Source organism: Antarctobacter albus (assembly GCF_900101505.1).
GTDB lineage: Bacteria > Pseudomonadota > Alphaproteobacteria > Rhodobacterales > Rhodobacteraceae > Antarctobacter > Antarctobacter albus.
Genome location: NZ_FMZI01000011.1, coordinates 100865 through 119321, shown reverse-complemented (window position 1 = coordinate 119321; position 18457 = coordinate 100865). Strand labels below are relative to the sequence as shown.

The following is an 18457-nucleotide window of genomic DNA, read 5'->3' as shown; positions in this document are numbered from 1 at the left end:
CGTGTCAAGTGCGGCGCGCCGTTCGGCATGGACATCCGCCAGAGTCGGGTCGCCTTGCACCATGAGCTTCCGCAAACTGGCCAAGATCATTCTCGCACTGCAGCAACCGCGAAACGCCTGACGGAAAAATGCGCTCGCGCCATGTTAAGCCGTCGACATTCTTCGCTCGCGAGCGAGTGTCTTTCCAAGGTATCGGCCCGGAGCTGCCGTCCACCGCCGGTCTCCGCCGCCGCGGTGCAGTCCGTCAGAGCAGTCATTCGCTGCGAGTGCGATATAGAGCGCGCTGCCAATTTGTGGTCTGCGGACCTTGCTGCTGTCAGTCTTGTAGGATGTAATTTCCGCTGCGCGGACAATTGCTAATGCAATCCGGCACCCGAAAGCGCTTCGGTCAGCGCATTCGCTTCTTTCCGTACGGGATAGGGGAACATGCGTCGCGCGTGAGCCAAGCTGTATCTTGGCGCGATGTTCTTAATCCGCGAAATCGTCTGCCTTGCGCCGTCGGTATCACCGACCTCCCACTGCGCTCGCACCATCTGAACACGTGCTGGAATAAAACGCGGTACGCGGTCCAGCACCGCTTGAAAGTGCCCTACGGCAACGTCTTGTTCCCCAAGCAGCAATTGGCAATGACCCTGCGGGAATTCCCAACTGGGTGGCAGAAAGCTGTCTTTTGAAAACACGGCCTCCAAAAGTGGCCCGGCATCCTGAGGGCGTGCAAGACGATTCATGGTTTCGCCGTAGGCCAGGTAAACTTCGGGGTTTTCGGGGTCTCGCGCGATGGCCGCGGCGAAGGCCGCGATGGTTTCCTCTGGCCGCCCGAGATATCCCAATACCCAGCCGAGCCGCGCATAGCCAAGGGCCGCCGTCTCATCCCTCCGGATGGCCTCACGGGCCAGAGCCTCTGCCGCATCGAGCGTTTCGTCACTGCCAGGCAACCCGAATACATAGAGCGTGGTCCGGCAGTAGGCCTGTTGCGCATAGGCATTGGCGAAATCCGGGTCCAGTTCGGCCGCTTTCTCAAACTGCGAAAGTGCCTGGGCGAAAGCCTGAGGCTCATAGCGAAAATACGCGTAGCGGCCTTTCTGGTAGGCGTCATATGCTTTGGAATTGACTGTGCCGCGCGGCTTTCTGGCGGCCAGCGATCGATCCGGAGCGATCACGGCAAGCAACCGGTCGGCGATCAGATCGTGACCCGCCAGAAGGCTGTCGCGTGTCAGATCAAAACGTTCCGACCGGATCTGGTTCTTTGTTTTTGCATCCAAAATGGCTGTAGATACGCGGATGCGCGATTTGATGTCACGCAAGTTGCCTTCGATGACATGGGTGACCCCGTAGATGTCTCCTGGTGCCTCAGCCCCGAGTGCCTTGGCCGTGTTGTAGGACAGGACAGTCAACGCATCGTGTCGCGACAGACTGTGGATCAGGTCTTCGGTCAGGCTGTCCGCAAGGTAGTCGGCCTCGGCGTTGTCACCAGTGGACCGAAAGACGCGGACGAACACAGTTGCCTTCGGACCGCGGCCACCTTCCCGGTCCGTGGAAATGGCATCTGCAACGAACCGGAAGCCACACCCGTGGATCGTCTTGATGATGCGATTGTCACGGTCGATGTCGCCAAGCGCGACCCTGACCGCTTTGATTGCCCCGGAAATTGCCCAGTCGCTGATGGCGCGCCCTTGCCAGATTGCCTCGATCAAGTCCTCTTTGGACACGACGCGGTCCCTGTGACGAAGAAGGAAGATCAGCACCCGCAGGCTTTGCGGCTCGATGGCAACGGGGACACCGGACTGAATGAGTTCGAAGGACGCTTCATCAAGCGAAAAAGCACCGAAGCTCCAGAGTTTTGTGTTTGTCTTGCTCACGAAGCATTCCTCCAAAAATCCTCCAGAACCCGTCGCGCGTGCGGCTTAAAGGTAAATCGTGCCGATGGCGCAGGACACCGAAAGTTTAGGAGAGGACCATGAAAACATTGATCAGTATAGCACTTTTTGCAGCAACAGTCGCAGGAACCGCCATGGCAGACCGCGTCAATGTGGCCAGCGACGCCGATGTTGCAACGTCCGTTAAGCGCCTGACAAAAGCCGTGGAAATGGCCGGGGCGCGGGTTTTCACAACGGTCGATTTTGCCGCAGGCTCTGCCTCAGTCGGGGAGAGCCTGCGGCCAACCACCGTTGTCATCTTTGGCAGCCCCAAGATTGGAGCGAAGGCGTTGCAGCAAGGGCAAACCATGGCTCTCGACCTGCCGCTTCGGATCTTGTTCTTCGAGGACGCGAATGGCCAGACATGGGCAATCTACGATGACCCAACGGCGGTGGCACCGTCCCACGGTCTCACTGGAGATCACCCCGCCGTTTTGGCAATGAAGGGCGCATTGGAGAAATTCTCGGCGGCTGCAACGGGAGAATGACGACATTGGGATGGTGAAGCATTGCTCTTCATCATTCCTGACCCTCGAAAGCGCTACAGCATTTGGCAGGAACTGGCTCAGAGCTGACTCGCGCCACCGCAAAGCGAGCAGCATCGGCGTCACGCCGACTGTTAGTCAGTTTCGACCCATTACGGCCATTTCCGATGCCTTCAAGTGCTGCGGTGCAGCTCCACCAGACCGGACTTTCGAGGCATCCCGCAGCATTTTGCACGGGCAAAGGTCGGCAGTGCGCAGAGTGCGGATATTTTGAACCGAGAGTTGGTGAGGATGCGCGGGTCGTGGCCGGTTCTCCGCAACGGGCAAGCCAGCTGAGACGGGAACCGCACTCGCATCCCAGCCATTCTCGACGGTCTGCGGAGCGCACCAAGGTGCTTTGCGGCGCGACGCGACCATGTGCAAGCCTGGTTGCTGCGCGGACCTGCTGGCAGCACCCGATCCGGCCCAGTGATCCAAGGCGATATGGTAGTGACACACATCGGTGGAAAGAATGACCGCATCGGGGGTGCAGTCAACCACAGCGAAACCGATCTCGTCGTGCCATCGGCGTGCAGCGTGCGGTTCGTCCCCACTTCCAAGTGAACGCGGCAAGCACTGGCATCAGCTGGCGCATCGTGCCAGCGAGGCCGCCGCAATCCAAGTTCGGCCGGGTTCGCGTCGGCATCGAACTGGAAAGACCCATTCGTACCTCGCCATCGACCCGGGTCCGGTTGTCCTCCGGGCGGGCCGCAAGTGTTGCGACACAGCTGCCTTCCGGATGGGCCAGGTAGGTCAGCTTGGCTGACGCGGTAGTCGGCTCATCACTGGCCCGCAGCCAGACCGTAGCCTTCTCGCGAGCCAGCGCGTGCAATCTCTCGGCGCCCATTCCATGACGAGAGCGCCTCCGAACTTACAGGAGGTCAGCGCGGCGCAGTCGCGTTCGACATCGACAAGCTCCTCGCACCCGTAGATCTGCGGCTGGCGCTTGCCCAGAAGATTCAGGTTCGGGCCGTTCAGGATATGGACGAGTTTGGACATTTTCTTTTTCTTTCAGAGTGGTCCGGCCGGTCAGACCAGCGGCACGGTCAGTTCGGCGATCAGGTCCCGGGTCGGGGGCTGGACGCCGCGCCACCAGTCGAAGGCGACGGCGGCCTGTCCCACAAGCATCCCCACGCCGTCGGCGATCACGGGCACTCCCGCTTCCCGGACGCGTGCGAGGAAGGGCGTCAGCCCCTTGGCATAGGCAAGATCATACGCGAGCGCGCAGCTGTCGAAGACGCGGGGCGGCAGAGCGGGACAGTCTCCCGTCAGGCTGGCGGCGGTAGCGTTGATGACGACGTCGAAGCGGTCGAGCGTATCTGCCGGCCCGACGACCAGGCCGGGACGACCTGCCGCCTCCAGCGCGTCACGGATCGCCTGCGCCCCGGCGGGCGTGCGGTTGATCATCACGAGGGTGTCGGGACCGGCATCGAGAAGGGGCAGCACGGCCCCGCGCGCCGCCCCCCCTGCGCCCAGCATCAGCACGCGCTTTCCGGCGAGGGGGGCGCACAGCAGGCGTTCGACGTCGGCCAAGAGGCCATAGCCGTCTGTGTTGTGCGCCTCGATCCCGCCATCGGCAAAGCGCAGCGTGTTCGCCGCGCCGGCTATGGCCGCCTCGGGCGTTTTTTTGTCCGCCAGCGCGAAGGCCTCAAGCTTGAACGGTGCCGTCACGTTGCAGCCGCTGCCGCCCTCGGCGATGAACCGGCGCAGCGCGGGTTCGAACCCGTCGACCGGCGCCTCTGCCTTGCCATAGGTCAGATCCTGCCCGGTCTCGGCGGCAAAGCGCGCGTGGATCAGGGGTGATTTCGAATGCCCGAGAGGGTTGCCGAAGACGACATAGCGGTCGGTCATCGCGCGGCCTCCTCGGCGTAGAAGACGCCGTCGTCCTTTAGAGCCGCGATCTCTGTCGCACCGTAGCCAAGCTCGGCGGCGAGCTCGGCATTGTGCTGACCCAGCAGAGGCGCGGTGCGGCGCGGGGTCGTGTCGCAGTCCGAGAAACGGAACGGCAGGTTCGGCAGCGTCACGCGGCCCAGCACGGGGTGATCCTGCTCGACCAGCATGTCGCGGGCGAGGATCTGCGGATCCCGGACGATCTGGTCGACGGACTGCACCGGGGCACAGGGCACCGCCACCGCGTCGAGCTGCGCGATGCAGTGGGCGACGCTGTCCTGGCGCGCGCACCACGCCTCGACCAGCGCATAGACTTCGGCGTGGTTGTCGTTGCGGCCCGCCGGCGTCCGAAAGCGGTCGTCCAGTGCCGCGCCCGCGATCAGCCCCGCCAACCGCACCCAGGCATCGTCCACCTGGGCTGCGATCACCAGATCGCCGTCCTTGGCGCGAAACGCGCCGTAAACCGTCGATTCAGGCTGGCGTGAGCCGTGCTTCTTCGGAAGCACCGTGCCGCCCGAGAGAAAGTACTGCTGCACCGCGTAATCGTGCATCGACACCATGCAGTCATACAGCGCGAGATCGATGTGCTGTCCCTTGCCGGACTTGATCCGACCCAGCAGCGCGGCGTTCACGGCGGCGACGCCATGCATTCCGGTATACATGTCGGCGATCGGCATCCGCATCAGCGGCGGCGCCTGGTCCGGCTCGCCCAGTTGCGCCATCGCGCCCGAAATCGCCTCGGCGATCAGGCCGAAACCCGGCTTGTCGCTTTTGGGTCCGGTGTGGCCGTAGGCGGAGATCGAGCAATAGACCAGTCCCGGATTTTCGCGTGACAGCGCATCGTAGCCGAGGCCGAGCTTTGCCAGCGCACCGGGGCGGAAGTTTTCGACAAAGACATCCGCCGACCGCGCCAGTCGCTGCATCAGCTCCATGCCGCGCGCGTCTTTCAGGTCGAGGCACAGGCCTCGCTTGCCCATGTTCTGTTGCAGGTAGTAGCCCGACTGCCCGTCCTTGAAATACGGATGATGCCGCCCGGCATCGCCGCCTTTCGGGCGCTCGACCTTGATCACGTCGGCCCCCATCGCGGCGAGCGACCGCGACAGGTGCGGACCGGCAAGGAAATGAGTGAAGTCGATGACGCGGATGCCATCGAGCGGAAGGGGATTGTTCATTGCACGGCATCCTCGGCTTGCGCATTGCGCAGGATCATCAGCTTGTGGCGGCCCTTCTGGACCACCGTTCCGTCCTGGTTTACCAGTTCGCTTTCGAGGTGGACGATGCCCCAACCCGGTTTCGAGGTGGTGCGCATGAAGCCGACGGTGAACCGGCAATGCACCGCGTCGCCCGCGTGGATCGGCCCGGTGAAATCCCATTCCCAGCCCAGCGAGGCGCCGGGCGGGAACTGCAGGTCCGCCTGCGTCTTGAGCCCGTCAGCAAGCGCGAGGCCCAGGAGACCATGCGCGACGATGCCGCCGAAGTGGCTTTTGCGGGCGAACTCCTCGTCGACATGCACCGGCGTGTGGTCGCCGGTCAGGTCGGCATAGGCGCGGATCATCTCGCGCGTGACGGTGACGGCGGCGGTGGTGCAGGTCTCGCCGCCCTCGAGATCATCGAAATAGGTCCAGTCGGCCATTCACCCGTTCCTTGCATCAACGGCCAGCGCGCGGGCGACCGCATCGCCTTGCGCCTGGTCCAGTTCCACTTCAAGCCCGTCGGGCAGCAGCAGCCAGTTGCGCCCCTTTGGCAGAACGGTCACGTCGTGCGAAAGGGCCGCGTCCAGCGCGGCATCGAGGTCTTCGACAAAGATCCCGAGATGGGCGAAACGTCCTTCGGGGCCGATAAAATCCGGGTCCTCGATGAACTGGATGCCACCCGTCACCCAGACCTGCCGGAGTCCGCCGATCATTTTCTCGTCGCGGACTTCCATGCCGAAGACATCGCGGAAGAAGGCGAGGTGCGGCGTCAGCGACTGCACCCGGATCGCCACATGTTCAAGATAGCCGCGGGTCATGCCGCCTGTCCTTCCATCTTGGGGGAGAGCGCCCGTTCTATGCCCTTGATGCAGGCCACGAGCGTGTCGTTCACGGGCGTCGGGACCGCCACGCCGCGACCCAGCCGCGCCACGGCACCGTTGACAAAGTCGATCTCGGTCGGCGCGCCTTTTTCCAGACTCTGCAACATCGAGGTCTTGAACCCGAACCCCAGCCCCTTTGCCGCCTTGTCCCAGGCATGGCGCGGATCTGTCGTCGTCAGGCTTATCTCCAGCGCGGCGGCGACCTGCATCGCCTCGGCCACCGCGGCAATCGCGGTGTCGGCGATTTCGGGAATGTCATAGAGGTTGCCGTAGTTCAGCCGCGTGATCGCGGCCAGTGCCCCGGTTGCGACGTTCACCAGCAGCTTGTCCCACATTGCACCCCGGATGTTGCGCGAGGCGATGCAGCGCAGCCCTGCCGCGTCGAAGGCTTGTGCGATCGCCTGCACCCGGGGTGTGAGCGCACCGGACAACTCGCCGATGATCGTCTCCTTGCCCAGGGTCCCGGCCGCGATCACGCCCGGCGCGGACATGACGCCGCCGACATAGGTCTTTCCGGCAATGACGCGCTCCGGCCCGATGACGGCGCTCAGGATGTCCTCCTGCCCGAGGCCGTTCTGCAGCGACAGGACAGTGGTCGCAGGCCCGATCAGGGCGCGGGCGGCCCGGATCGCCTCTTCGGTATGATAGCTTTTGACCAGCACGATGAGCAGGTCGACGGGTGATCCGCCGTCCGGCTTCTGCCGCGCCTTCAGCCGGATCACGTCGCGCCGCCCGCCTTCGTCGAGGATCAGCCCGGCGCGGGTCACCCTGTCCACATAGGCCGCATTGCGGTTGATCAGCTTCACGGCATGTCCCGACTGCGCGAGCCGTCCGCCGATGGTGGAGCCGAGCGACCCCGCGCCCAGCACAGCGATATCCATGATGTCCTCCTCGCATGGTCCTGTTGGCGGGACCATGCGGGTGTCGGCCTGATAGATCTATGCAATGAAATCAATATAAAGTATTTAACAGCCCAATATGCCAGACATCGACCTCCGCCTCCTGCGCCTGTTCCTTGCGGTCTACGAAACTGGTTCGACCACCCGCGCGGCGGTTCGGCTGGGGCTGAGCCAGCCCAGCGTCTCTATCGGGTTGGGCCAGTTGCGCGCGCATTACGGCGATCCGCTGTTCGTCCAGATGCCCGGAGGCATGACGCCCACGCCGCTGGCCGATCATCTCGCGGGTCCGATCCGGCGCGCGCTGGACGATGTCGGGACGCTCAGCGCATACCGTGCGGGCTTCGACCCGAGCCGGTCCACCCGGCGCTTCCGGATTGCCATGAGCGATGCCAGCCATCTGACCCTGCTGCCGCACCTCTTTGCCGCGATCCGCCGCGCGGCACCACACTCCAGCCTTGAGGCCAGCCCGATCGACGCCGGTCTGGGCGAGCGGCTGTCCAGCGGCGCCGCCGATATCGCCATCGGCCTGATTCCGGGTCTCGAAGCCGGGTTCTACCAGCGTGTCCTTTACTATCAGGGTTGGGTGGCGATCCACCGGGCGGGGCATCCCCTTGGGCTGCTGACGCGGGACAGCTATGCCGGGGCCGATCATGTCGAGGTGACGAATGGAACCGGGCAGTCGCTGCTGCACACGGCACTGGAGGCTGCCGGGATCACCCGCCGGATCGCGCTGAGCCTGCCAGGCTTCCTTGGCCTGCCTTCGGTCCTGACGGGCTCCGACCTCATCGCCACCTTGCCACGCCACATCGGCACGGCTTTGTCCCGGCAGGCGGGCCTGGGTATCTCGGATTGTCCGATCCCCATCGACAGCTTTCAGGTCAAGGTCCACTGGCATGCCCGCGTCCAAGCCGATCCGACGAATGCCTGGCTGCGCGAGACGGCCTTCGCCACATTGGCCCACCTCGTGTGAGACCGCATCGGGGTCACGCTCGGGCCCGACATCTGACACGTACGAAAGCCCTGACGCCAGGCCCGACCAGATTGCAGCCGATCACGATGATCGACAGCAAAGGGCTGAGAGCTGACTTGTGGCAGCGCAGCACCAAGAGCCCGGCACGACCTGCTGCAGAAGTCAGTCTCGGCCCTTATGTGGACATTCGCCGGGAGGGTCATCTCTGCGGTGCACTTTCACCGAAGCGGCCATCCATGCAGGTCGCAGCTTTTTTTAACGGTCCAAGGTTACCAGTGCAGGACTTTGCTGCCGCTCGAGTCGGTGAAGGACACGTCCACGTCCAGCCAACAACTGCCGGTCGACCCATGGTGCAGCTTTCAGTTCCAGCCTTCCGACCGTTGTGCGGTGAGCACGCGCCTTGACTCACGTCTCAGGCCACCTGTCGGCAGCCCAACTGGCGATGGCCTTCTCACTGACGGCTCCGATCACGTTACCAGGAATATCCTGCCCGTGTTGGCTCCGGAGGGGTTCGTCGTGGAAGAGATAGACGCGTGAAAGGAAGGCTTCAAACTTTAGCGAGCCCTCGCCGTAGCGTTCCCCGTGACCCGAGGTGGAGACGACGACGCCATTACCCCAGTCCTGACCGCTGTCGTTGTTCGGGTTGTAGAAATAGACCCGCATCTGCCCCGACTGGTCTTCCGCCACCCTGAGGATGGAGATCGCGTGCCAGCCGACGAACCTCTGCTGTGCGTCGGTGACGGCGATGCCGGCAGGTTGCGGATGGCCGAGAGGACGGCCGCCATTGTGCTCGGGATGATAGGCCGCGAAGAAACGACGAAGGAAGTCCTCGTAACCCGCCAATTTCCCTGTGGCTACGTCAACCGCGACGGCGCAGTCGCGTGAGACCCACCAGCCGTGGAACTGAGGATTGATCCATGTGTGCGGATCGCCGGGGCGACCGGCGCAGAGGCGGCCCATCTCGGCATAGATCCGATCGAGATGGGCGACGAGGAGGACCGACACCGGATCGGCGTCGATCGGGCCTGCGCCGGCGAGCCCGGCGGGTAGATCGGCGGAATTGATCGGTGACCCCTCGAACTGCATCTGCAGCGTGTCGAACTCGGCGACCTGCGTGACGAGATGCAGCAGGTAATCGGGATCGTTCAGCGCCCACATTGCGATGGCGCGGGCGGACTGGCATGTCGGGTTTGCGCCCTGACCTACACCGAGCGGCTGGCCGAGGACCTGGAGCACGCCAGCCAAGAGCTGTGTCTCAGGCGGAACGCCGGGGCCGAACCCGATCGCGATGCGCTCACGGGCGGCGCCCACGAGCCGGAGCGAGAGTTGCCGTTCGAGCGCGGGGACCATTGGGGTGTGGTGCAGGATGCCCCGGTCGAGCAGCATTGCGAGGCCGTAGGCCGCCTGTGGCGTTGCGGGAGAGACCGCACTGCGGATCAGTTTCTCGATCAGCCCACGGTAATGACGCCAGCAGTCCAGCCCGGTGCTTCCAAGGCCAAGGGCTTCGGGGATCAGCGGGCGCTCCTCGTGATCGAGAGCCCAGGTCAGGAAGGCCGCGTGATAATCCGAAACGAGCCCGGTGTCGTGCATCGCGCGGGCAAAGCCCATGGCCTCACGCGAAAGGCCGCTGTCGTCCGCAATCGATATCCGCTCGATATAGACCGCGAGACCCGGGTCATCGCGCGATGCGGAGGTTGGGCCGAAGAGCGCGCTGACCAGCCGCTCGGCCCCGAGGCGCGTGCTCCCGGGTTCCGTTCCCCTCTCGTTCAAGGCGACGGCAATCTGGGCAATCATATCCTTGACCACGCCGACCTGGATCGAACGCTGCTCCAGCAGGCGCCATATTTCCGACACCAGCACGCTGAGCACGTCATTCAGGCCGACATGATCCGCGATATAAGTCACGACCCGGCGCTTCACGTCCTGCCGCGCCCCGAGCGCGCGGGCGGCTTCGTCCGGCACGCCAAAGAGGTCTTTCAAGTTCAGCGCCAACACCTGCGTCAGGAAATGCCGCGCGCCCTCCTGGTGCAGATTTGAATGCCGGGCTTCCCCATCCGCCACGGCAAGAAAGCGGGCAAGGTTCGCTGCCTCAAGCGCCTGGAACGCCGGGTCTTCCGATACAAGCGTGTTGCCCACCAGTTGCGGCAACAGGACCTCGGGCCGGTCCCAGTCGGAACCGGCGAAGAGTCCCGCTGCATCCATCCTCTCGGCCCTCTGACGCACCATGTCCAGCCCGCCGGGCTGGGCGATGATGCGACCCAGCACGTCAAGTACAGGGCGCTGGTAGCGGGACTTGGCGAAGGGTCGCGCCCGCTCCAGCCGCTCGATCGCCATGTCGAGCGTGCCGGAGAGCCGTATCAACGCAGCCTCATCGTCCATGGCGGACGCTTCCTTCAGGCTCATCAGACGTAGTAATCCAGTTCTTCCTGTTTCTTCAGAAGGTCCCGCAAGTCATGGGCATTGTCACCGAAGAAGTATGCCAGTCCCCAATGCGTGCCGAATGCTGACCTTTTGGCCACCTTCTGCTCTCGCGGGTCCGAAAGCTCGTGGAATTCGAAAAAAGGGTGGCTGGCCGTCTCTTCCGGAATCTCCAGTCGGCTTACGACACGGCGTCGGGGATAAACGCCGAAACAGCCGGCGTGCCCCTTGGCATCGACGACCTCCTTCGGGAAGAAGGCATCCAGTTCCTCCTGCGTCGTCTTCGGATCGAATGCCAGCACGAGGCCCTGGTAGCCGTTGAAGCCATAGGCCCGTTCAATCAGTTCAAGCGCGTTGAAACCAGGCGGGCGATAAGCGACCTCGCCGAAGTAGAGCTTGTTGTCGTTGGTCAGGAAGTATTCCGGGTGGATGAATCCGAAATCGATATCGAAAACTTCGATCAACTTCTCGATTTCCTCGGTGATCCGTTCTCGGTGCGCCTCGAGCTCAGGCGTCGCCGGTACGAAGACTGAGTAGCCCAGCGTCACATATTCCGAGATGTTCAGGAACTCGATCTTGCCATTCTTGATCCAGGCCTCGACCGCGAATTCCCAGCCGTCGAGGTGACTCTCGAGCAGGGCAGGAAATTCCTCGTCGGGGATGTTGTCGACGTCCTCCGGCGTGCGTATCACCCTGTGCCCCGCGGTGCCGGACTTGTCGAAAGCCTTGAAGTGGATGGGGTCGTTCGGGTCGCCATCGAGTTTCAGAAGCGTCTGGTTCACCCGCTTCAAGAACCGGATCACGTCGCCGCGGTCATGGGCCTCTTCGAAAACGCCTACACGGATGCCTCCGAGCTGCGCTCGGCGTTTCATAAGCGACTTGTCGCGGAAGAGCATCGCCTGGCCCAAAAGGCGCGGGTTCTTCAGCAGCACGGCATTCACGGCGCCGGCCCATTCCACAGTCTCCTCGAAGATTGGGATGGCCACGTCGACGCCCATATCCTCCAGGGTATGCGCCAATTCGTGCGACCGTTCGTTGAGACGGTCGAAATCCCACGGGACGAAGGGAATGTCGTTCTGCTGGCAGTATTCTTCGGCCCAAGGCGGAGCGACCACGACGTATCTGCGATCGAAACGGTCCACCGCGTCGATGGCGTTGAGGCTCCAGCCTAGGAGCGCGACATAGCCCTTGTCCGGGTTCTTGTCGGTCATTGCTTGTCCTTTCGTCAGGCAGATCCCCAGAGACGAGCGCGCGTCCTGTCCGCTCGCGGAACAAGGGAATGTCCTGTTCGAAAGACGCGACCTCGACGAGCTGGTTCTGCGTTTTTTCAGTTTTACAGGCTAGCCCTGTGCGGCCGGATTTCAACTGGTCCGCCCAAGAGAGGCGCTACGGGGGGAAGCGCCAGCAACGCCAAGAGGCTTATCAGAGAAGGAATTTTGCAGGGCCGTCGGCGCTGATCGTCTTGCGGCCATCCGCCCCCTCGCGGACGTCCAGCCACTCCTTCTCATCGTCGACCTCAACGAAGAAACACCACTCGTCCTGTTCCATCAGAACAATCGCCTCTTCTGCTGTAAGGCTCCATTTCGACTTGCCGAAAAACGATTTTCGGACCCCGCCGATCGCCACGATTTCTGCGCCGTTCCGAGCAGCCTTGGCCCAAGTCACTTGAGCTGGTGCAGCCATAAGGTTCACCCCCTCTCGGCAAATAACATAGTGCAGAACTGCTCAAGGTGAATGCAGAGAGGCGATAGAGGTGTCGAACTGACGGTCAAATTCTTTGGCCATACATCGGCAATCACTCTTTGCTGTATGAGATCGCACACTGTCTCGCTGTCGAACCGGAGTCGGCGTTCTGGTGATGATGGGTATATGGAAGCCTTGGGCTTGGGATGTCGACTGACGCTGTGGCTGCACACCCGGCGCGGATGTCAGCTTTCCACCCTCCGCGTCTGGCGCAGCATCCGGCCCTAAACGGACCTTCGCCCGGCTGACCAACGCTAAGGTGCGGCTTCCCCGAACCGGCCGTCCGTGACGTCGTGCAGCATGCGCCTGGAGAGCAAGGCCGACTGCACGGGACGAAGCGGACCCGCTACTTTCGCGCCCTCAGAGTCAGGCATTCCGCCGGGACGGCGAGGCCGTCGTCGTCATGGAAGTCCGCGAGTTCTTCGACGATCTCCTGGATCAGCCGATCATGCTCGGCCGCGGGAAGCTCTGCCATTGTTTCTGCGATGGGTGAGCCCGCGATGGCGGCAGTTATGAAGGCCGTTGAATCGGGATGGCGGGCGAATTTCACGTCAAGGGCGACATGGACATCTTTCAGGCCTGCGCCCGCGGCCAGATCGTGCAGACTGTCGCGGTCACCAAGTGAGTAGACCATGTCCCACGGCGCGGTTGTGCCGTCTCCGAATTCCCGGTCCAGGACCGTCGAGAAGGCCGCACCGATTGGTGACCGCGTCCTCCAGACGCTCAGAGCCAGACGGCCGCCGGGCTTGATGACACGCGCCATCTCGGCCATCGCACTCGGCTTGTCAGGCATGAACTGCAGACTTTGCTGGCAGAGTCCCACGTCGAAGGCCGCGTCCGGCAGCGGTATTGCGGTGGCATCACATTCCAGCCAGGCGATTTCCGGGTAGCCGGCCTCTGCGGCGAACCGGGCCGCGGCTTTGACCATTTCGGCGGAGACGTCGGTTCCCGTAACATCTGCGGCCGAACCCGTGCATGCGGCCGCCACGCGCGCCACAACGCCAGTGCCGCAGCCGATGTCAATGACCCGGTCGCCAGGCACAACAATGGCGGTTGCGACAAGATCCTCGGCGGCGCGGCCCATCTGGGCGCGAACCCAGGAAGCCTCATAGACCTCTGGACCGCCCCGTCTCAGCTGAAAGCCGGAATTTCCTGTCATGGTCGCTGTCCCCATGATCCTCGCGGCCGACCGCAGAGGTCGTGCCCAGCGAGGCCTGAGTGCTTCGGTTTCACGCCGTCGATGCAGTGAGTGCGATGGTCCGACAGCCAGATGAGGACGCCGCAAAGCGTCCGGTTCGCGGTTCAAGATGTGTCACGAGCATAGCACATCGCCAGGTGTTCTGCAGGCACTTGCGAGAGCACGTCGCAGTTGATGAGACAGAACGGCGGAAATGGGCTCGAAACAGTCACGCCTCGCTGCAGCGGGTCGCGAGGCCACCCGGGCACAGCAGCATGTCGCTCACCGGCCCTTAGCCGTCTTTCGTTAGGCCGCGCCCGCTGCGGCGCGGCTTCCCCAAACCGGACATCGGTGGCAACGTGCAGCATTGAATGACGGCCCAAGGTCAGCAGTGCGGGACTGGATCGCGGCTGTGGGCGTCAAGACAGCCTACATAGAACCAGGTTCGCCCTGTGAGAACGGATACTGTGAAAGCTTCAATGCCCGGTTCAGGGACGAGCTGCTAAACGGTGATCTGTTCTACAGCTTACGCGAGGCTCAAATCCTCATCGAGCAATGGCGCATTCACTACAACACCGTCAGGCCGCACAGCGCATTGGGCTATCGCCCGCCTGCACCAGAAAGCATCGTGCCGATGGACCAAAGGCCCACGATGCACTAACAATCAAACCGGACCACCCGATGGGGGCATGCCAGTTTTCACTATTTCGATTCAGGTCGCTCCTCCGGAGAGAACCAGCGTCTTGTGCGAGGGCAATTGCAGATCCTGGCGGCCGGGCTTTCGGGGAAGGGGGCTGGGCACCGCGGACAGCAGTCTTTTCGTGTAGGGATGATGGGGCGACCGCAGCACCTGCTCAGTCTCGCCCGCTTCGACGATCTCGCCCCGGTACATGACAGCAATACGGTGGCTGACACGTTCGACGACCGCAATGTCATGCGAGATGAACAGGAATGCGATCCCCAGCTTCTCCTGCAGTTCCTGCATTAGCGCGGTGACACGAGCGGCGGTGGAAACATCCAGCGCGGATACGGCTTCATCCGCAACAATCACCTTGGGGGAAACCGACAGTGCCCGCGCAAGGCAGAGCCTCTGGCGCTGGCCCCCTGAAAACTGATGCGGATAGCGGTCGGCGGCCGAGGCATCAAGCGTCACCATCTCCAGCAGGTCAGAGGCCAGCGCCGCACGAGCGGCGCCTTTCAATCCGCTGTGCAGATAGGCCGGTTCGGTGATGAGATCGCGCACCTTCATGCGGGGATTGAGGCTGGCGAACGGATCCTGAAAGACCATCTGCACATCGGCGCGTGCCTGTTGAAGTGCCTGCGTGCCAAGGCCGGTGAGCTCGCGCCCGGCCAGGATGACGCGTCCGGCATCCGGCTCGATCAGGCGCATCAGGGTGCGCGACAGGGTGGACTTGCCACAGCCGGATTCCCCGACAAGACCCAGCGTCTCGCCCGGGCGGATTTCAAAGGACACGTCCTTGACGGCGGGCACCTTGACCTTCGCCTTCAGAAAGCCGCCGCTGCGGGCAAAGCTCTTGGACAGGCCTTCGACCTTCAGCACCGGTTCCGCGGAGGGAACCTGCGGCCGCAGGGGCGACAGGCCCAGCTTGGGCGTTGCCGCCATGAGGTCGCGTGCATATTGCGATTGCGGGGCCTTGAAGAGAGCGCCGGTATAGGCAACCTCTTCGGTATTGCCGTGCCGCATGACGACGACACGATCAGCGATTTCCGCCACCACGCCCATGTCATGTGTGATGAACAGGATTGCCATGCCGATTTCCTGCTGAAGGCTTTTCAGCAGTTTCAGAACCTCGGCCTGTGTCGTGACGTCCAGCGCCGTTGTTGGCTCATCGGCAATCAGCACGTCGGGTCGGCAGGCCAGGGCAATGGCGATCATGACCCGCTGGCGCAACCCGCCCGACAGTTCGTGCGGATATTGGTCCAGACGTCTGGCGGGATCGGGGATGCGCACCTGGTCCAGTGCACGTTCGGCGGCGATGCGTGCCTCTTTGCGGCCCATGCCCTGGTGACGGCGCAGCACTTCGCCCAGTTGTTCGCCGATCCGCATGACCGGATTGAGAGAGGTCATCGGCTCTTGAAAGATCATCGAGATGCGGTTGCCACGGTGGGTCTGCATCCCGTGGTCGGACAATTGCGCCAGATCGATCGGCGCCTGCGCGCCCAACCGGATCTGACCGGCGGTGATGCGCCCGCCCTCACGTTCGATCAGGCGCATGACCGACAAGGCCGTTGCCGATTTGCCCGAGCCGGATTCCCCGACAAGTGCAAGTGTTTCGCCGGCATGGATGTCAAAGGACAGATCGCGCACGGCGGTATGGCTGCCAAAGGCAACAGTCAGCGACTTAACGGAAAGGACGGGAGCATCAAGCATGGGTCAGAACGGCATCAGGGCGGGCGTCCAGCGCCCGGGTTTCGGGGTAATGCGCGCCTCGAACGGGTCTGCGCCAAAGACTTGCCAATGCAGGGTGTCGGACAGTTCGATCATCCCCCAGGCGGCGGCGGGCGCGCCCTGGGTGGTAAAGCTTTCGGTCAGGCTCTGCTGGGTCAGATGGGTGATCCCGTCCACCGTGGTCACGGTGTTCCAGTGAACGTGGCCGGACAGGCAGACCACCGGCACGCGGGCCTGCGACAGGGCCTGCCGGGCGCGGTCGCTTTGCGGATAGCGAGAGACACCGGGGTTGCGTTCAAAGTAATAGTTGCCGGTCTGGCCGTGTCCCGAAACCGGGACATGGCTGACCACCAGTGTCGGCTTTTCGGCGGCCTGCATGGTGCGCGACAGCCAGAGCAGGTCCGGTTCCGGCAGGTCGAACCCGATCCGGTCGGTGCCCCGGCTGATCTTGGGGTCGGCCCGCCACAGGGCGATCTGCCAATCGCCGCAGTCCAGCACATCGTTCCCAAGGCTTTGGCCCAGGATATCTTCGTTCTGGGCCGTGGTCAGGTGGTCGCGGTCGTGATTGCCGTTGACGTGATGGATGGGCGCGTTCACGGCCTTGAAGGCCTCGGCCACCTCGGCTTCCAACCGCAGGTCCGTGGTCTCGTCGATGTCGGAGATACGGTCGCCCAGGTCCAGCACAAGGTCGGGGGCCTCGGCATTGGCCCATGCGGCGAAATCCGCCATCAGCGAGAGCGCGGTATCGCCGCGCTTGGTGTGCGAGGGGGCGCCGTGGTGAATGTCGGCGATGGTGGCGATGCGGAAGGTCATGGTGTGTGTGGTCCTGATGGGAGGGGTGGCGCGCCCCGTTCGGGACGCGCCAAAGGTGTTCAGCTGTCGGCAAGCGCGATGGCGCCGGCGCGGAAATCCAGAACGTAGGGGATGTGGCCGGGCTGCGGCGCCCAGTCGATGCCCTTGTGCATGCCCCAGCTTTCGAAGGGGCGGTACAGCGGCAGGACCGGCGGATCCTGCTTGATGCGGTCCATCAGCTCGACGTAGGCGGCCTTGCGTGCCTCGACGTCCTCGGAAAAGCGGAAGCGTTCCCAGATCGCGGCATATTCGGCGTCGGTGTTGAAGCGGCCCGAGCCTTCGGAGGGGCCGTTCGGCGCCCACATCACCCCGAACGAACCGAAGGGGTCGGCAAAATACATCGGGTTCGACCAGCTGCGCGCCATCAGCTCCGGGCTGGCGCCTGTCCACTGTTCGGTGACGTTCACGCGGCCCTTGATGCCGACCTCGGCCCACATTTCGGTGATGGCCTGCGCGGCCAGCACGCCGTTGGTGTAATAGACCGGGTAGGCGTCAAAGACGATTTCCTCGCCGTCGTAGGACGATTCCGCCAGCAACTCGCGTGCCTTCTCGGGGTTGTACTCGAAGGTGTCGAGTTCGGGCATGTGCAGCTCGCCCATCTCGGCCATCGTGTGGGTCGAGGGCACGATCGCCTTGCCCAGCCACAGCGCCTCGTTCAGCAGGTCGCGGTCGATGGCCATCGACATGGCCTGGCGGATCTTGGGGTCGACCAGGTTGGGATGGTTCACGTTCATGATCATGACGTGGAACAGCGCGGTGGCCGAACCTTCGGTCTTGAGGTTCGGATCGGCGTTGATCAGGTCCAGCTGGTCGGGCGCGATATTGGTGACGATGTCCGCTTCGCCGGTCTTCAGTGCGGTGATACGGCTGGCGGTTTCGGGGATGCGGATGACGGTGGCCTGTTCCAGAGGCGCGCGGTCGCCCCAGAACGCGTCAAAGCGGCTGTAGACGACCTTTTGCCCCGGAACAAATTCCGAGATCGCATAGGGGCCGGTGCCGACGGGGGCCAGCGAGAAGGCCTCGAAATCGCCGTCCTCGGCCACGTCCGGGTCGCCGGACAGCGCCTTGGTATAGTCTTCGGGGATGATCATGACCTGTTGCAGCGAAACCAGCGTTTCCCACAGCGGCTCGGGGCGCTCGACCTTGATCTGGACGGTATGGTCGTCGATCTTCACCGCCTCGGCAAAGTTTGCCAGACGGTCCTTGGAGCGCACGACATAGGGGGCAAAGGTCGCCTGGTACATGCGGTTCAGCGAGAACACCACGTCGTCGGCGGTCATGTCTTCGCCGTTGTGGAACTTGACGCCTTCGCGCAGCTTCAGCTCCATCGTGGTGTCATCCACCAGCCGCCACTCGGTGGCCAGCGCGGGCACCCATTCGGGCTCCAGCTTGGAGTGGTCGCGGTCGATCAGCGTGTCGAAGCTGTTGTAGTAGAACTGCGATCCGACGTTGGAATGGTCGCGGCCGGGATCGAGGTAGTCCGAGATATTGGCCGCGCCGACGGTGATCGACTGGGCAAGAGCGGAGCTGGCCAGAAGCGCAGCAGCGGTGGTCATCAGAAGGGTTTTCATGATTGTCTCCATT

15 protein-coding genes and 2 pseudogenes are annotated in these 18457 nt (G+C 63.2%); 3 read left to right on the top strand and 14 right to left on the bottom strand.

What is annotated here, in order from left to right:
- Positions 1 to 356 precede the first annotated feature (356 nt).
- Positions 357 to 1859, bottom strand: a complete 1503-nt coding sequence (locus BLQ71_RS18720) for a winged helix-turn-helix domain-containing protein (RefSeq protein WP_157923320.1) — start codon at positions 1857 to 1859, stop codon at positions 357 to 359.
- A gap of 98 nt (positions 1860 to 1957) precedes the next feature.
- On the opposite strand from BLQ71_RS18720, the gene BLQ71_RS18715 reads away from it, so the two are divergent.
- A complete protein-coding gene (locus BLQ71_RS18715) occupies positions 1958 to 2404 on the top strand; it encodes a DUF302 domain-containing protein (RefSeq protein WP_074622809.1) in 447 nt (148 codons plus the stop codon).
- Positions 2405 to 3310: 906 nt separating this feature from the next.
- On the opposite strand, the pseudogene BLQ71_RS26850 reads toward BLQ71_RS18715, so the two are convergent.
- The 6 genes and pseudogenes from BLQ71_RS26850 to BLQ71_RS18685 all read right to left on the bottom strand — a co-directional run.
- Positions 3311 to 3439 (bottom strand): annotated as a pseudogene (locus tag BLQ71_RS26850) (type II 3-dehydroquinate dehydratase); the annotation flags it as partial.
- Positions 3440 to 3469: 30 nt separating this feature from the next.
- A complete protein-coding gene (gene aroE, locus BLQ71_RS18705) occupies positions 3470 to 4291 on the bottom strand; it encodes a shikimate dehydrogenase (protein ID WP_074622808.1) in 822 nt (273 codons plus the stop codon).
- Entirely contained in the window at positions 4288 to 5502 is a 1215-nt protein-coding gene (locus BLQ71_RS18700; protein WP_074622807.1) for a CaiB/BaiF CoA transferase family protein, read from the bottom strand. Before BLQ71_RS18700 ends, aroE begins: the two co-directional genes overlap by 4 nt.
- Entirely contained in the window at positions 5499 to 5963 is a 465-nt protein-coding gene (locus tag BLQ71_RS18695) for a MaoC family dehydratase (protein WP_043145578.1), read from the bottom strand. Before BLQ71_RS18695 ends, BLQ71_RS18700 begins: the two co-directional genes overlap by 4 nt.
- Positions 5964 to 6341 carry a VOC family protein gene (locus BLQ71_RS18690; protein ID WP_074622806.1) on the bottom strand — a complete coding sequence of 126 codons (378 nt, stop codon included), beginning with the start codon at positions 6339 to 6341 and terminating at the stop codon, positions 5964 to 5966.
- Positions 6338 to 7285 carry a ketopantoate reductase family protein gene (locus BLQ71_RS18685; RefSeq protein WP_074622805.1) on the bottom strand — a complete coding sequence of 316 codons (948 nt, stop codon included), beginning with the start codon at positions 7283 to 7285 and terminating at the stop codon, positions 6338 to 6340. Before BLQ71_RS18685 ends, BLQ71_RS18690 begins: the two co-directional genes overlap by 4 nt.
- Positions 7286 to 7382: 97 nt before the next feature.
- Here BLQ71_RS18685 and BLQ71_RS18680 point away from each other — a divergent pair, with 97 nt between their 5' ends.
- On the top strand, positions 7383 to 8273 hold the full coding sequence (locus tag BLQ71_RS18680) for a LysR family transcriptional regulator (RefSeq protein WP_074622804.1): 891 nt from the start codon (positions 7383 to 7385) through the stop codon (positions 8271 to 8273).
- A 405-nt stretch (positions 8274 to 8678) separates the two neighbouring features.
- Here the strand turns inward: BLQ71_RS18680 and BLQ71_RS18675 are convergent, their stop codons facing one another.
- From BLQ71_RS18675 to BLQ71_RS18660, 4 genes are all read right to left on the bottom strand, one after another.
- Positions 8679 to 10676, bottom strand: a complete 1998-nt coding sequence (locus BLQ71_RS18675) for a hypothetical protein (protein WP_074622803.1) — start codon at positions 10674 to 10676, stop codon at positions 8679 to 8681.
- On the bottom strand, positions 10676 to 11902 hold the full coding sequence (locus BLQ71_RS18670; RefSeq protein ID WP_043145582.1) for an ATP-grasp domain-containing protein: 1227 nt from the start codon (positions 11900 to 11902) through the stop codon (positions 10676 to 10678). The genes BLQ71_RS18675 and BLQ71_RS18670 overlap by 1 nt, the downstream gene beginning before the upstream one ends.
- Before the next feature lie 211 nt (positions 11903 to 12113).
- Complete coding sequence (locus tag BLQ71_RS18665) at positions 12114 to 12374, bottom strand: hypothetical protein (RefSeq protein WP_074622802.1); 261 nt, start codon at positions 12372 to 12374, stop codon at positions 12114 to 12116.
- Positions 12375 to 12780: 406 nt separating this feature from the next.
- A complete protein-coding gene (locus BLQ71_RS18660) occupies positions 12781 to 13593 on the bottom strand; it encodes a class I SAM-dependent methyltransferase (RefSeq protein WP_157923321.1) in 813 nt (270 codons plus the stop codon).
- A gap of 403 nt (positions 13594 to 13996) precedes the next feature.
- On the opposite strand from BLQ71_RS18660, the pseudogene BLQ71_RS18655 reads away from it, so the two are divergent.
- Positions 13997 to 14272: pseudogene (locus BLQ71_RS18655) on the top strand (integrase core domain-containing protein); the annotation flags it as partial.
- A 51-nt stretch (positions 14273 to 14323) separates the two neighbouring features.
- On the opposite strand, the gene BLQ71_RS18650 reads toward BLQ71_RS18655, so the two are convergent.
- Genes BLQ71_RS18650 through BLQ71_RS18640 form a run of 3 tightly spaced genes read right to left on the bottom strand, consistent with a single transcriptional unit; the run spans position 14324 to position 18444 of the window.
- A complete protein-coding gene (locus tag BLQ71_RS18650; protein ID WP_074622800.1) occupies positions 14324 to 16003 on the bottom strand; it encodes an ABC transporter ATP-binding protein in 1680 nt (559 codons plus the stop codon).
- Positions 16004 to 16006: 3 nt separating this feature from the next.
- Positions 16007 to 16834, bottom strand: a complete 828-nt coding sequence (locus BLQ71_RS18645; protein ID WP_069209627.1) for a metallophosphoesterase family protein — start codon at positions 16832 to 16834, stop codon at positions 16007 to 16009.
- A 59-nt stretch (positions 16835 to 16893) separates the two neighbouring features.
- On the bottom strand, positions 16894 to 18444 hold the full coding sequence (locus BLQ71_RS18640) for an ABC transporter substrate-binding protein (RefSeq protein ID WP_043145676.1): 1551 nt from the start codon (positions 18442 to 18444) through the stop codon (positions 16894 to 16896).
- Positions 18445 to 18457 lie beyond the last annotated feature (13 nt).

Bases quoted from the DNA above. Each gene is read 5' to 3' on its own strand.
- BLQ71_RS18715 (WP_074622809.1), top strand. From the start codon at position 1,958: ATGAAAACATTGATCAGTATAGCACTTTTTGCAGCAACAGTCGCAGGA.
- aroE (WP_074622808.1), bottom strand. From the start codon at position 4,291: ATGACCGACCGCTATGTCGTCTTCGGCAACCCTCTCGGGCATTCGAAA.
- BLQ71_RS18700 (WP_074622807.1), bottom strand. From the start codon at position 5,502: ATGAACAATCCCCTTCCGCTCGATGGCATCCGCGTCATCGACTTCACT.
- BLQ71_RS18695 (WP_043145578.1), bottom strand. From the start codon at position 5,963: ATGGCCGACTGGACCTATTTCGATGATCTCGAGGGCGGCGAGACCTGC.
- BLQ71_RS18690 (WP_074622806.1), bottom strand. From the start codon at position 6,341: ATGACCCGCGGCTATCTTGAACATGTGGCGATCCGGGTGCAGTCGCTG.
- BLQ71_RS18685 (WP_074622805.1), bottom strand. From the start codon at position 7,285: ATGGATATCGCTGTGCTGGGCGCGGGGTCGCTCGGCTCCACCATCGGC.
- BLQ71_RS18680 (WP_074622804.1), top strand. From the start codon at position 7,383: ATGCCAGACATCGACCTCCGCCTCCTGCGCCTGTTCCTTGCGGTCTAC.
- BLQ71_RS18675 (WP_074622803.1), bottom strand. From the start codon at position 10,676: ATGAGCCTGAAGGAAGCGTCCGCCATGGACGATGAGGCTGCGTTGATA.
- BLQ71_RS18670 (WP_043145582.1), bottom strand. From the start codon at position 11,902: ATGACCGACAAGAACCCGGACAAGGGCTATGTCGCGCTCCTAGGCTGG.
- BLQ71_RS18665 (WP_074622802.1), bottom strand. From the start codon at position 12,374: ATGGCTGCACCAGCTCAAGTGACTTGGGCCAAGGCTGCTCGGAACGGC.
- BLQ71_RS18660 (WP_157923321.1), bottom strand. From the start codon at position 13,593: ATGACAGGAAATTCCGGCTTTCAGCTGAGACGGGGCGGTCCAGAGGTC.
- BLQ71_RS18650 (WP_074622800.1), bottom strand. From the start codon at position 16,003: ATGCTTGATGCTCCCGTCCTTTCCGTTAAGTCGCTGACTGTTGCCTTT.
- BLQ71_RS18645 (WP_069209627.1), bottom strand. From the start codon at position 16,834: ATGACCTTCCGCATCGCCACCATCGCCGACATTCACCACGGCGCCCCC.
- BLQ71_RS18640 (WP_043145676.1), bottom strand. From the start codon at position 18,444: ATGAAAACCCTTCTGATGACCACCGCTGCTGCGCTTCTGGCCAGCTCC.